General features: G+C 61.1%; 13 protein-coding genes. 9 read left to right on the top strand and 4 right to left on the bottom strand.

Annotated features, from left to right (window positions below; genetic code table 11):
• Positions 1 to 5: 5 nt before the first annotated feature.
• From EFB14_RS08245 to minE, 8 genes are all read left to right on the top strand, one after another.
• Positions 6 to 611 carry a dimethylamine monooxygenase subunit DmmA family protein gene (locus EFB14_RS08245; protein ID WP_126824413.1) on the top strand — a complete coding sequence of 202 codons (606 nt, stop codon included), beginning with the start codon at positions 6 to 8 and terminating at the stop codon, positions 609 to 611.
• A complete protein-coding gene (locus tag EFB14_RS08240; RefSeq protein WP_126824410.1) occupies positions 608 to 1,573 on the top strand; it encodes a PDR/VanB family oxidoreductase in 966 nt (321 codons plus the stop codon). Before EFB14_RS08245 ends, EFB14_RS08240 begins: the two co-directional genes overlap by 4 nt.
• A gap of 20 nt (positions 1,574 to 1,593) precedes the next feature.
• The gene (locus EFB14_RS08235) at positions 1,594 to 2,634 is read left to right on the top strand and encodes a heme-dependent oxidative N-demethylase family protein (RefSeq protein WP_126824407.1); all 1,041 of its coding nucleotides are present in this window, start codon (positions 1,594 to 1,596) and stop codon (positions 2,632 to 2,634) included.
• Between the two features lie 50 nt (positions 2,635 to 2,684).
• The gene (locus EFB14_RS08230; RefSeq protein WP_126824404.1) at positions 2,685 to 4,022 is read left to right on the top strand and encodes an NAD(P)-binding domain-containing protein; all 1,338 of its coding nucleotides are present in this window, start codon (positions 2,685 to 2,687) and stop codon (positions 4,020 to 4,022) included.
• 114 nt (positions 4,023 to 4,136) lie between these two features.
• Positions 4,137 to 4,739 (top strand): methyl-accepting chemotaxis protein, encoded by a 603-nt coding sequence (locus EFB14_RS08225; RefSeq protein ID WP_126824400.1) that lies wholly within the window; start codon positions 4,137 to 4,139, stop codon positions 4,737 to 4,739.
• Positions 4,740 to 4,948: 209 nt separating this feature from the next.
• Positions 4,949 to 5,668, top strand: coding sequence for a septum site-determining protein MinC (gene minC, locus EFB14_RS08220; RefSeq protein ID WP_125845525.1), 720 nt, complete (start codon positions 4,949 to 4,951; stop codon positions 5,666 to 5,668).
• Between the two features lie 83 nt (positions 5,669 to 5,751).
• Positions 5,752 to 6,567 (top strand): septum site-determining protein MinD, encoded by an 816-nt coding sequence (gene minD, locus EFB14_RS08215; RefSeq protein WP_125845526.1) that lies wholly within the window; start codon positions 5,752 to 5,754, stop codon positions 6,565 to 6,567.
• The gene (minE, locus tag EFB14_RS08210) at positions 6,564 to 6,824 is read left to right on the top strand and encodes a cell division topological specificity factor MinE (protein ID WP_003574994.1); all 261 of its coding nucleotides are present in this window, start codon (positions 6,564 to 6,566) and stop codon (positions 6,822 to 6,824) included. Before minD ends, minE begins: the two co-directional genes overlap by 4 nt.
• Before the next feature lie 41 nt (positions 6,825 to 6,865).
• Here the strand turns inward: minE and EFB14_RS08205 are convergent, their stop codons facing one another.
• The 4 genes from EFB14_RS08205 to EFB14_RS08190 all read right to left on the bottom strand — a co-directional run bounded on the left by EFB14_RS08205 (position 6,866) and on the right by EFB14_RS08190 (position 10,490).
• Positions 6,866 to 7,246 (bottom strand): DUF6481 family protein, encoded by a 381-nt coding sequence (locus EFB14_RS08205; protein WP_126824397.1) that lies wholly within the window; start codon positions 7,244 to 7,246, stop codon positions 6,866 to 6,868.
• A gap of 32 nt (positions 7,247 to 7,278) precedes the next feature.
• Entirely contained in the window at positions 7,279 to 7,503 is a 225-nt protein-coding gene (locus EFB14_RS08200; protein ID WP_125845528.1) for a hypothetical protein, read from the bottom strand.
• A gap of 126 nt (positions 7,504 to 7,629) precedes the next feature.
• The gene (locus EFB14_RS08195) at positions 7,630 to 7,839 is read right to left on the bottom strand and encodes a cold-shock protein (RefSeq protein ID WP_125845529.1); all 210 of its coding nucleotides are present in this window, start codon (positions 7,837 to 7,839) and stop codon (positions 7,630 to 7,632) included.
• Between the two features lie 281 nt (positions 7,840 to 8,120).
• Positions 8,121 to 10,490, bottom strand: a complete 2,370-nt coding sequence (locus EFB14_RS08190) for a trimethylamine N-oxide demethylase (RefSeq protein ID WP_126824394.1) — start codon at positions 10,488 to 10,490, stop codon at positions 8,121 to 8,123.
• A 249-nt stretch (positions 10,491 to 10,739) separates the two neighbouring features.
• On the opposite strand from EFB14_RS08190, the gene EFB14_RS08185 reads away from it, so the two are divergent.
• Positions 10,740 to 12,524 carry a trimethylamine N-oxide permease gene (locus tag EFB14_RS08185; protein WP_126824391.1) on the top strand — a complete coding sequence of 595 codons (1,785 nt, stop codon included), beginning with the start codon at positions 10,740 to 10,742 and terminating at the stop codon, positions 12,522 to 12,524.
• The last annotated feature ends 22 nt before the right edge of the window (positions 12,525 to 12,546 follow it).

Here is a 12,546-nt window from a genome sequence, read left to right as displayed (position 1 = left end):
CGCGAATGCTCGTTGCAGGCATCAAGAGCCGACCAGTCTACAAGGGCCTGACCATCCAGCCGCACGCCCGGCGGCACATTTTCGCGCTCGAAGGGGAGGGCGCCAAGGCTCTCCTCGACCAGCGGGCAGCACTTGACGAGGCAGCCCTTTCCCGCAGCGAGATCCTCTATGTCGCTCGCGGCTCCCAAGGGTCCGGCCTGGACGAGGCGCTGCGCCATCTCGGTGCCGACATGTTCTTCACGGCCCCGACGATCGCAACGCTGCTCTTTCGATTGAAGGGGGCGCTCGCCACCGCCCATATGGGCACGCGGCTTTATATATCCGGCACGGAAGGCTTCATCGGTCAGGCGATGCTCGTGGCGCTCGAATACGGCATGGACCACGCCTCCATCATCACCGAGCATCGCGGCTCGCTGGCCAGGCGCGTGCAATGTGTCCATTGCAAGGGCATCACCGACGACGTCACCGCCAGCCCCTTTGCCTGCAGCCATTGCGGGCTGACGCTTCTCGTGCGTGACCATTATTCGCGCCGGCTCGCCGCCTTCCAGGGCGTCAATATCGATGCGGAAGAGCCTGGCAGCGCGCCCAATCCGGAGGAGTTGTTCCTTTGAGCGGTGGTACAGAAATTCCCGTCCGCGTGGCGCGGATCACCCCGATCGCCGAGCGTGTCAAGCGCTTCCGCTTCGAGCGGCTGGACGGCAAGCCGATGCCTTATTTCTCCGGCGGCGCCCATGTCATCGTCTCGATGAACGATGGCGGCCATATGCGCCGCAACGCCTATTCGCTGATGTCGCCGCCGCATGATTGCGCCGCCTATGAGATCAGCGTGCTGCACGTCGAGGATTCGCGCGGCGGCTCCACCTTCATGCATGAGAAGGTCAGCGAAGGCGACGAGCTGAAGGTCAGCTATCCCGTCAACCTGTTCCAACCGGACTGGCGCGGACGCAAACATCTTCTGATTGCCGGCGGCATCGGCATTACGCCCTTCATTGCGATGATGGAGCAGTTTTCCCGCGAAGGCGCCAATTTCGAACTGCATTACGCCATCCGCACGCGGGACCGCGGCGCCTACTGGCGGGAACTGCTGGAGCGCTACGGTCCGCATCGCATCAAGATCTATTGTGACTCCGAAGGCGGCGCCATTCCTCTGACACGGCTGCTCGACAGCCAGCCGCTCGGCACGCATCTTTATGTCTGCGGCCCCACAGGCATGATCGACGGCGTGCTGAAGACGGGGCTGAATGCCGGCTGGCCGGAGCAGAACCTGCATTCGGAACGGTTCCTGTCGTCGCTGCCCGGCAAACCCTTCGCGATCGAGCTGCTACGGTCCGGCAAGACCGTGAAGGTCGGCCATCACGAAAGCATGCTCGAGGCGATCGAGGCGGCGGGTGTCGACGCCCCCTTCCTCTGTCGTGGCGGGGCCTGCGGTCAATGCGAGACCGGGGTCGTCACCTGCGACGGCAAGCTGCTGCACAATGACGTCTATCTGACCAGCGAAGAAAAAGCATCCGGCCGCAAGGTGATGATATGCGTTTCCCGTTTCGAGGGAAACACGCTGCATCTCGATCTTTGACGGTAAAAAGGAGACCGGACATGGCAATCGCCTTCAAGCAGGAAACGTTCCGGGACGATTTCAGCTATCGGAACAGCCCCGGGAACATCCGTCGCTTCCCGTTTCCCTTCGACCGCGACGAATACATGTATTCCGTCAACATGGAGCCGCATGTGCGCGGCCGGGCGGACACCGTTTACGAAAACCTGATCGATGTCGACGAGCACTATGTCGCCGAGATGCGCGATCGCGCGCTGGTGTTGAAGGAAGACCCGCTGCGCTATCAGGCTCTGCCGCACATGATGAGCGCGCAATGGGATACGCTCGAACTGCTGATGGAAGAGCAGGCGGCGGGTTACCCCGACCACTTCACACTGATCCGCAGCGGCGACCAGTGGCGCTGGATCAACCGCCCGCTCGGCATCGACGACAGCTTCACCTTCGGCGACGCCTCGACGCTGCCCTGCGAGCCCTTCGAATATATCACCCGCCAGGCCCAGGGCGATTTCTGCATCGTCGACCAGCGTGACGGCAATCTCTGGATGGATGCCGGCATGGTGACAACGCAGGCGGACTGGTCGCTCGATTTCGATATCGGCATGAACTTCATGGAATGGCACGGGCCGGTGCCGCTCGCCCACCAGATCGGCGTCTTCGACCGGGCTTTGAAATTCCTTCTGAACCTGCAGCAGGGCAAGCCGACACGGCGCTTCAACTGGACGATGACGATCAATCCGCGGCTCGACACCAGCCCTGAGAATTATCACAAATGGGGTCCCGACCGCACGACGGTGACGCCTGACAATGTCGGCGAGAAGGTGCATCTGCGCGTCGAGCTGCAAAGCCTCTGGCGCCTGCCGCGCTCCAACGCCATCCTCTTCGTCATCCGCTGCTATTTGATGAACATGGAAGAACTCGCCACCGTGCCGAAATGGGCGCGGCGCTTCCCACGCGTGCTGAAGACGCTGCCGCCGGAGCTTATCGACTACAAGGGCCTCACCCGCTTCCGCGAGACGACGATCGACTGGTTTTCCAAATATGACGATGGGGCGCCAACCAGCCCCGGTATCTATCCGGACTGAGGCGCAGCGATGTGCCAGAGTAAGCGATATCATCAAGAGGGGAATGCTTCATGACTAGAGTAGCCGTCATCGGTGCCGGTCCTTCCGGGCTGGCGCAGCTGCGCGCCTTTCAATCGGCCGCCCAGAAGGGCGCTGAAATCCCGGAGATCGTCTGCTTCGAAAAGCAGTCGGACTGGGGCGGGCTCTGGAACTATACCTGGCGCACCGGGCTCGACGAATATGGCGAGCCGGTCCATGGCAGCATGTATCGTTACCTCTGGTCGAACGGCCCGAAGGAATGCCTCGAATTTGCCGATTATTCCTTCGAGGAGCATTTCGGCAAGCCGATCGCCTCCTATCCGCCGCGCGCCGTGCTCTGGGACTACATCAAGGGCCGCGTCGAGAAGGCGAATGTCCGCCAGTGGGTGCGCTTCAGCACGCCGGTGCGCATGGTCCGCTTCGACGATCAGACGAAGAAATTCACGGTGACAGCGCACAACCGCGTCGAGGACCGGATGTATGACGAGGAGTTCGACTATGTGGTCGTGGCATCAGGTCACTTCTCGACGCCGAATGTGCCTTACTTCGAGGGCGTGAAGACCTTCAACGGCCGCGTGCTGCATGCCCACGACTTCCGCGACGCGCTTGAGTTCAAGGGCAAGGACATCCTGCTCGTCGGCCGCAGCTATTCGGCCGAAGACATCGGCTCGCAATGCTGGAAATACGGCGCGAAATCGGTGACGACGAGCTATCGCTCCAAGCCGATGGGCTTCAAGTGGCCTGATAATTTCGAGGAACGGCCGCTGCTGACCAAGCTCGAAAACCGCACGGCGCATTTCCTCGACGGCTCGACCAAGGAGGTCGATGCCGTGATCCTCTGCACCGGATACCAGCACCACTTCCCCTTCCTGCCGGACGATCTCCGGCTGAAGACGGCCAACCGCCTCTGGGCCGACAGCCTCTATAAGGGCGTGATCTTCGACAAGAACCCGCAGCTCTTCTATATCGGCATGCAGGACCAGTTCTACACCTTCAACATGTTCGACGTTCAGGCCTGGTGGGCGCGCGACGTGATGATGGGCCGCATCACCCTGCCGCCGGAAGAGGAGCTGAAGGCCAATTTCGACATGTGGCGCGCCCGCGAGGAGACGCTCGAAGATGCCGAGCAGATGATCTGGTACCAGGGCGACTACGTGAAGGAACTGCTCGCCGAGACCGATTATCCCTCCTTCGACATCGAGGGCACCAACAAGACCTTCATGGAGTGGGAACACCACAAGGCCCACAACATCATGGGCTTCCGCGACCATGCCTACCGCTCGCTGATGACCGGCAACATGTCGCCGACGCACCACACACCCTGGGTCGAGGCGCTCGATGATTCCATGGAGGAATATCTGCGGAACTGACAACGCGGGTCCCGCACCACCGGAAGAGGGGCACTCGCAGCCTCCCTTCCGGCAGTTGGGGCTTTCGACGCTAAATGAATCCATCTGCAACTCTTCTCTTCGGATGTGGCCTTCATGGATTTTCAAACGAGCATTCTCGGGCGCATGAACGGTTTTCTCTATCGCTGCCGCGCCGATGAAAACTACACGATGCTGGAGATGACCAACGGCATCGAGCGCATCTTCGGTTATCCCGTCGACGAAATCATCGGCAACAAGACGCGGACCTTCACCTCGATCATGTATGAGGAAGACGTGCCTCAGATGGACGAGATCGTCGGACAGGCGCTCGAGAAGCGCACGGACTGGACGATGGAATATCGTATCCGCCACGCCATGGGCCACCTGATCTGGGTGACCGAGACGGGCGGCGGCATCTGGGACGAGAAGGGTGAGCTTCTCTATCTCGAAGGCAGCATCATCAATATCGAATCACTCTACCAGCGAATCGATGAACAGACCGCCGATATGCGTGTCACCGCCTCGAAGACCAACGAGATCCTGCAATCGCTGCGCTACCTCAAGCTGCTCGCCGTCAATGCCGGCATCGAGGCCGCTCGCGCCGGCACGGCCGGATCGGGCTTTGCCGTGCTTGCCGCCGAGATGCGCACGCTCGCCAACTCTTCCGAAGAGGCCGCACGCGCCATTTCCAATGCGCAACGCAAGGCGGAAGGCTGAGCGTTACCCATGCGGCCGCTGATTTGCGGCTCAGAGCGAAAGCCGCACTATTAACCGTGCGGCGCATCTTTTAATTATGTTGTATTTTCAACGACTTGAAGCGATAGCGCTCGTGAAAAACCTGATGCCGTTATAGGTAATATTAGAGCCGCGTTAACCTTTTGTTAACCATGCCGGCGGTAGACATGGTCAACGATTTCTTCACATAGATGACCAAAGTGCTAACAGACGCTCGCTCTATCCGCATCAAGGGCCGCTCTTTCCTCGCGGTCATGTTATCCCCGGATCTTCCGATCGATGATTGGTTGATCAGGCTGGACGATCTGGCTGCGCGTTCGGCCGGGTTCTTCCTCGGACGGCCTGTCGTGCTCGATCTGACGGACCTGCAAATCGACCGGCCGCAGCTGAAGGACCTGATTGCCGAACTTGCCAAGCGCAATGTCAGCATCATGGGCATCGAAGGCGCGCGTCCGTCGATCCTCGGCTCCGGCATGCCGCCGGCACTCAAAGGCGGCCGGTCGACCTCCGATATCGAGGTTCAGGCAAAGGAGCCTGTCGATCCGCCCGGCAAATCGATCGTGACGGAGACCCGTCCGGCAATGCAATCGATCGTCATCAGGGAACCCGTGCGCTCGGGGCAATCGGTGATCTTCCCGGAAGGCGACGTCACCGTCATCGGATCGGTCGCCTCGGGAGCCGAGGTCATCGCCGGAGGGTCCGTCCACATCTATGGCGCCTTGCGCGGCCGAGCCATGGCGGGATCCATCGGAAACGCATCGGCGCGGATCTTTTGCCGCAAGCTCGAGGCCGAGCTGGTTGCAATCGACGGCATCTACAAGATGGCAGAAGACATGGCCTCCAATCTTCGCGGACAGGCTGTTCAGCTCTGGCTCGAAGACGACGCGATCATGGCGGAAAAACTGATCTGACGACAGCACCGCGCGTCTCTTCAGACGCGCTAGGGATGCTGCAACACTTTGAATTACTGCGGGCCACGGCAAAGGAGAGAAACATGGGGAAAGTGATCGTCGTCACGTCAGGCAAGGGCGGGGTTGGCAAGACCACCTCGACCGCCGCATTGGGAGCGGCGCTGGCGCAACGCAATGAAAAGGTCGTCGTCGTCGACTTCGATGTCGGCCTGCGCAATCTCGACCTCGTGATGGGCGCCGAACGCAGGGTGGTCTACGACCTGATCAATGTCATCCAGGGCGACGCCAAGCTTACCCAGGCGCTGATCCGCGACAAGCGGCTGGAGACGCTGTTCCTGCTGCCGGCCTCGCAAACCCGCGACAAGGACAATCTGACGGCCGAAGGCGTCGAGCGCGTCATCAACGACCTGAAGCGCTATTTCGACTGGATCATCTGCGACAGCCCCGCCGGTATCGAACGCGGCGCAACGCTTGCCATGCGCCACGCCGACGTTGCGGTCGTCGTCACCAATCCTGAGGTCTCCTCGGTACGCGATTCCGACCGCATTATCGGCCTGCTGGATTCCAAGACCGCCAAGGCCGAACGCGGCGAGCGGATGGAAAAGCACCTGCTGCTCACCCGCTACGACGCCAACCGCGCCGAACGCGGCGACATGCTGAAGGTCGACGACGTCCTCGAGATCCTGTCCATCCCGCTGCTAGGCATCGTGCCGGAAAGCATGGATGTGCTGCGCGCATCCAACATCGGCGCGCCGGTCACGCTGGCAGAGAGCCGCAGCGCGGCTGCGATGGCCTATTTCGATGCCGCTCGCCGGCTCGCCGGCGAGACTCTGCCGGTCGTAATCCCCGAGGAAAAGCGGAACATCTTCGGCAAGATCTTCGGAAGGAGGGCAGCATGAATATTTTTCGTCTTTTCAACAAGCAGCGAACGGCACCGGCCGCCCGCGAACGCCTGCAGGTGCTCCTTGCCCATGAGCGCTCCTCTGCCGGATCGGACCTGGTCTCCCTACTGCGCGAGGAGATCCTTGCGGTGATCGCAAAACACGTACAGCTCGACCACGACAAGGTGCAGGTGACGATCGATCGGAACGAATATGTTTCGACGCTCGAGATCGACGTCGAAATCCCGTTGAACGCAGCCGTGCAGGCCGCTTGAAAGACAGCGCTGCCTGTCGTGACGACAGGCAGCGCTGACAGTCAGGACTTTCTGGCTTTGCGATTGGCGTAACGCAGGTCGCGTTCGGCCTTTCGGGCGGCTTCATCGGCAATTACCCGGGCGATCCGGTCTCTGTCAGCCGCTTCGCGTGCGTCTGCATCGGCGCGTGCTGCGGCCTCGGCGGCAGCCTGACGCTCGGCTTGCTCGGCCTGAGCCCGCTCCAGTTCCTCAAGCTTTACCCGTTCACGCGCCGCACGCCGCTCTTCCCTGGCTGCGGCAATGGCTTGGCGCTCCGCCTGCTTTGCGAGCCGGGTGGGTTCGGCCGTATCCTTGGCGGTGCGATACGCATTGAGGAGCGCAGCCTTGGCTTCGGCAGCGGCGCTGCGGCGATCGGCAAGCTCGTTGTTTCTGGCGTTTTTCAAATCTGTTTCCTGACCGTTCGACGACCTGAAGGTCAGTCCTTGTGTTTTTGCTTTGCGGCAAGAGCGTTAGCCGCCGTCAAGCGATCCTGCAACTCTTTGGCCTCACGGGCTTCACGTAGCCGCAAGGTTTTCTCCTCGCGGGCCCGCACGGTCTGATCGACCTCTTCAACCGCACGGCTCCGCGCCAGGAATTGCGATTGCACGTTTCCGAAGGCAATCTCCGCCTGCTTGCGTGATTTGCTATGTGACTCTGTCATATCCGTCCTGGATTCATGCGCCGCTCAGCGACGCAACAAAAAGGCCAGGCAAATTGCCTGACCTCGATAGTATCATGCTTTCGACAGTGCCGGTACATCCGCGGTCAAAGGAAAGCAGATTTCAGTTCAGGCAGCCTGGAGATTGCAAGCGGACATTTTGCCCGACTTGCTGTCACGCTCAAGGTCGTAGCCGATCTTCTGGCCTTCGACGATTTCGCGCATGCCGGCGCGCTCGACGGCAGAGATGTGAACGAAGGCGTCAGCGCTGCCGTCATCCGGCTGAATGAAGCCGAAGCCCTTGGTGGAATTGAACCATTTAACTGTGCCAGTGGTCATAACAAACCCTTTCATAGCAATTGAGGGCCGCACGTGCGGAAGCACGACGGATGATAGTCTCGATTTTGAAGAGGGAAGTTCGTCCAGGGCACGTTGCCAGCGCGCGATAACAAAAGTCAAACAAGCAATATCGACAACCGGGATATAGTCATCGAACCCGCAATTGTCAACTTTTAGTTTTTTCCAGCCGTCACTTCTCTATTTGGTTGCACCTCGGCGGCCGTGCGCGTCATCGACAAGATCGAGAGCCGATCGCCGTCCCCCGATCTCGAAAGCATGTGCTACGAGCGCGGCCGTGTCTTCTGCGGGTCGTAATGCGAAAGCGGCACGATCGTCGCCGGCAGGCGCTTCTGATGACCGTCGAGCTTGCCGATTTCAACTTCGGTGCCGGGAGCCGCATGCATCACGTCGATGCGGGCGAGCGCGATCGTCTTGCCGAGGATCGGCGAGCGCGTGGCACTGGTGACGACGCCGACCTGGGCGCGGCCGATATGGACGCAGTCGCCATGGCCGACCGCCTCGTTCGCTTTGATGTCGAGGCCGACGAGCAGATGGCGCGGATGCTCCTTGCGCCGGATCAGCGCCTCGCGGCCGATGAAATCGTCCTGCTTGGATTTCAGCGGTACGGTGAAGCCGATGCCGGCCTCGAACGGGTCTGTCTGGTCGGTGAATTCGTGATGGGCAAAGATCAGGCCCGCCTCGATGCGGACCATGTCGAGCGCCTCCAGCCCCATCGGCTTCAACCCATGCGGCTGCCCCGCCTCCCAGACGGCATCGAATACCGTCAGCGCATCTTTCGGATGGCAGAAGATCTCATAGCCGAGCTCGCCGGTGTAGCCGGTGCGCGAGACGACGACAGGCGCGCCCTCGAAGCCGCCGATGCGGCCGACGGTGAAGCGGAACCATTCGAGCTCGCCAATCGTCGGCTGGCGCGGCGCCGTCCAGATAATGTCCTTCAGGATATCGCGGCTCTTCGGCCCCTGCAGGGCGATATTGTACATCTGGTCGGTCGAGGAGCGCACCCAGGCCTTGAAGCCCTTCTTCTCGGCCTGCTGACGCAGCCATACGCCGCTGAAATCATCGCCGCCGATCCAGCGGAAGTTCTTGTCGCCAAGCCGGAAGAGCGTGCCGTCATCGATCATGCCGCCGTTCTCGTAGCACATGGCGGAATAGACGACCTGACCGGTCGACAGCTTGCGCACGTCGCGCGTCAGGCAATATTGCAGAAGTTCTTCGGCATCCGGCCCCGTCACCTCGAACTTCCGCAAAGGCGAGAGATCGATGACGGCGGCGCGCTCGCGGCAGGCCCAGTATTCCTCGACCGGCCCTTCGCTGGAAAAGCGGTTCGGCAGCCAGTAGCCGCGATATTCGGTGTAATCTCGCGTCAGCGCCGAGAGGCGGGGATGAAAGGCTGTTTCGCGCGTCATTTCGGCTTCGGCATCTGGGGTCATGCGATAGGCTACCGCTCGTGAGAATTTCTCTTTTCCGGAAAAGGTGCGGACGTGGATATCCGTCGGATCCCAGCCGTTCGCCGCATCGATATCGTCAGGGCAGGACGAGGAAACGCAGACGAGATCGGTCAGCGCCCGCATCAGCACGTAATCGCCGGGACGCGACCAGGGCTCGTCGAGATAGAGCTGGTTGTTGTGGTCGATATTGGTGTTGTAGAAATAGTTCAGCGCTTCCCAGCCCTTGCGGCCGGCAATACCGTAAGGCGCCAGCGCGGCGTTGAAATTATCCGTGCAGTTGACATGGCCGGGATAACCCATGTCGTCGTAATAGCGGGAATTGCAGGCGGTCGCGAAAGCGTCGTGACGGCCGACCGTATCCTGGACGATCTCGACCAGCGGCTCGAAGTCACGGTCGAAGGCCTTGGAGGGCAGACCCGGGGTGGGATAACTGCGGCCAAGCAGCGTGCGGGTGACCGTCGAATCGAGCGCGAGATCGAGTCCCTTGTCGACCTTGCGGGCGGCGAAGGCCTGGAAATCGGTGCACTGGCGCCCATAGACGTCGATGATCTGGATGAATTCGCCGGCGCGCACGAAATATGCTGCGGCAGTCGCCGCCCGGATGCGGATATCCTCGATCGGATCAGCGACCGGCTCCGGCAGCGCGGAGGCGTAATCGCGGATCAGCAGGCTGCGTTTGATCCTGACCTCGATCGGCGTCGCCGTATCCTGCGCCTCCGGCGACATGGCGGCAGCGGGTGCCGCGACGATCAGCAGGCCCTTCATGGAAATCGTGAAATCCGCCTGGCTGCCCGGCGTCGAGCCCGCGCCGAAAATGCTGAGCGCGCCCGCCAGTGACAGATCGGCGCCGCGCCGCTGAAGCGCTGCAAGCGTGCGGGCAGCACTTTCGTCCTCGGCTTGAAGAATGGCCTTCAGGCCTTCGGCAGAATTGCTGAAAGCAGTACCCAGCCCAGCCGCCAGAAAGCGGCCCTTTTCATCAAGAAAAGAAATTTCGCAGACCTGCCCACCCTCGCTGTCAATGACGCTCACGCTGTCGCCCGCCTCGACACGCACAACGACCGATCCGCCGCCCTTTGCCCGGTAGCGCTCGGTTCCCTCCGGCAGGGTGGGAATGCCGGGATAATATACGAGGCTCGGAGCGACCGTCCGCAGGCCCGTCACAGCAGGATGTAGTTCTCGCATTCTACCCTCATGGGGGATCGGCGCGCCCTCCGGCACACACCCATACAGGTTACAAAATGCCTCGGGAAAGTAAAGGCATGTTGACTAAAAAGAAAATATCTTCACTATGCATAAAGAGTTGAGACTCGGGGAATCCGTCGGAACACGGATCGCCACAATCATCCGAGCGAGCTTGAGACTGTCAGGGAGACACGTTCAGGGAGACGTACAAAGATACGTCCGGAACAAATAGAATGGGGAATTTCATCGATGACAGACGTAGTGGAGGCCGGAATTGCATCCGGCACCGAAGGTAAGCTTATACGGGCGCTCGACTGGAAGGGCGCATTCTGGGTGGCTGCGGGCGTGCCGCCGCTCGTCCTCTTCTCCATTGGCGGTATCGCAGGCACGACGGGCAAGCTCGCCTTCGTCGTCTGGATCATCTCGATGGTGATGGGTTTCCTGCAATCCTTCACCTATGCCGAGATCGCCGGCATGTTCGGCAATAAATCCGGCGGCGCCTCGGTCTATGGCGCCACCGCCTGGCTGCGCTACTCGAAATTCATCGCGCCGCTGTCTGTATGGTGCAACTGGTTTGCCTGGTCGCCCGTGCTTTCGCTCGGCTGCGCCATCGCCGCCGGTTATATCCTCAACGCATTCTACCCGATTCCGGCAGCAGATTCGCAGATGGTCCTCGACTGGATCTCAGCGCACGCCGCTTCCGTCACGGCCGATAGCCCCCGCGTCGCCGAATATATTGCAGCCCATGCCGGCACGACGCCGGAAGATGCCGTCAAGGCGTTGCTCGGCACCGATGGCGTCGCCGCCTTGACGCCGGCGATCCGTAGCTGGTCGCTTGTCAGCTTCAGCATTCCCTTCCTCGCCACCGCCAACATCAATGCCACTTTCTTCATCGGCGGCATCCTGATGCTGATCATCTTCGCGATCCAGCATCGCGGCATCTCGGAAACGGCAAGCGTGCAGAAATGGCTGGCGATCATCGTGCTGGTGCCGCTGCTCATCATCGGCCTTTACCCGATCGTCAGCGGCCATATCGTTGCGGCCAACGTCACCGGCCTCGTGCCGCCGACAGCCGGCTATTCCGGCGCCGACGGCACCTGGAGCAACGGCGGGTGGACGCTCTTCCTCGGCGGCCTCTATATCGCCGCCTGGTCGACCTACGGCTTCGAGACGGCGGTCTGCTACACCAGCGAACTCAGGAACCCGAAGACCGACACCTTCAAGGCGATCTTCTATTCAGGCCTTGCCTGCTGCCTGTTCTTCTTCCTCGTGCCCTTCGCCTTCCAGGGCGTACTCGGCCATGCCGGCATGCTGGCTCCCGGCATCGTCGACGGCACTGGCGTCGGCGAAGCGCTCGGCGGCCTGATCGGCGCCGGCCGGGTCATTACCCAGCTACTCGTCGTGCTGATGATCATGGCGCTCTTCCTCGCCATCATGACTGCGATGGCCGGCTCGTCGCGCACGCTTTATCAGGGCGCGAAAGACGGCTGGCTGCCGAAATATCTCGACCATGCCAACGAGAACGGTGCGCCGACGCGGGCGATGTGGACCGATTTCGCCTTCAATCTCTTCCTTCTGGCGATCGCATCGGATACCGGCGGCTACTTCTTCGTGCTCGCCGTCTCGAATGTCGGCTACATCATCTTCAACTTCCTGAACCTCAATTCCGGCTGGATCCACCGGATGGATTCCGGCCATATCGAACGCCCCTGGAAGGCGCCGACCTGGCTGATCGGCCTCAACACGGTGCTCGCCTTCGTCAACGCGCTCTTCCTCGGCGCCGGCGCCAAGGTCTGGGGCTATTCCAATGCGCTCTGGGTCGGCTTCATCTTCGCAGCTCTTATCCTGCCGGTCTTCGCCTATCGCCACTATGTGCGCGACGGCGGCAAGTTCCCCGCAGGCGCGATGGAGGATCTTGGCCTCATCGGCCAGGATCTAGGCGTCAAGAAAGCCGGCATGCTGCCCTATCTGGCACTCGTCGGCGGCCTCGCGATCGTCCTGATCGCCAACTGGTTCTTCCAGCTTCCGGCTTAAATCTCCTCCCAAGCAGAAAAGC

The organism is Rhizobium fabae (assembly GCF_003985135.1).
GTDB lineage: Bacteria > Pseudomonadota > Alphaproteobacteria > Rhizobiales > Rhizobiaceae > Rhizobium > Rhizobium pisi.
This window is presented reverse-complemented; position numbering and strand designations above follow the sequence as displayed.

What these genes read in the sequence shown, in the direction of transcription:
- minD (WP_125845526.1), top strand. Translation starts at nt 5,752, where the DNA reads ATGGGGAAAGTGATCGTCGTCACGTCAGGCAAGGGCGGGGTTGGCAAG.
- minE (WP_003574994.1), top strand. Translation starts at nt 6,564, where the DNA reads ATGAATATTTTTCGTCTTTTCAACAAGCAGCGAACGGCACCGGCCGCC.
- EFB14_RS08200 (WP_125845528.1), bottom strand. Translation starts at nt 7,503, where the DNA reads ATGACAGAGTCACATAGCAAATCACGCAAGCAGGCGGAGATTGCCTTC.
- EFB14_RS08230 (WP_126824404.1), top strand. Translation starts at nt 2,685, where the DNA reads ATGACTAGAGTAGCCGTCATCGGTGCCGGTCCTTCCGGGCTGGCGCAG.
- EFB14_RS08190 (WP_126824394.1), bottom strand. Translation starts at nt 10,490, where the DNA reads ATGCGAGAACTACATCCTGCTGTGACGGGCCTGCGGACGGTCGCTCCG.
- EFB14_RS08245 (WP_126824413.1), top strand. Translation starts at nt 6, where the DNA reads ATGCTCGTTGCAGGCATCAAGAGCCGACCAGTCTACAAGGGCCTGACC.
- minC (WP_125845525.1), top strand. Translation starts at nt 4,949, where the DNA reads ATGACCAAAGTGCTAACAGACGCTCGCTCTATCCGCATCAAGGGCCGC.
- EFB14_RS08225 (WP_126824400.1), top strand. Translation starts at nt 4,137, where the DNA reads ATGGATTTTCAAACGAGCATTCTCGGGCGCATGAACGGTTTTCTCTAT.
- EFB14_RS08195 (WP_125845529.1), bottom strand. Translation starts at nt 7,839, where the DNA reads ATGACCACTGGCACAGTTAAATGGTTCAATTCCACCAAGGGCTTCGGC.
- EFB14_RS08185 (WP_126824391.1), top strand. Translation starts at nt 10,740, where the DNA reads ATGACAGACGTAGTGGAGGCCGGAATTGCATCCGGCACCGAAGGTAAG.
- EFB14_RS08235 (WP_126824407.1), top strand. Translation starts at nt 1,594, where the DNA reads ATGGCAATCGCCTTCAAGCAGGAAACGTTCCGGGACGATTTCAGCTAT.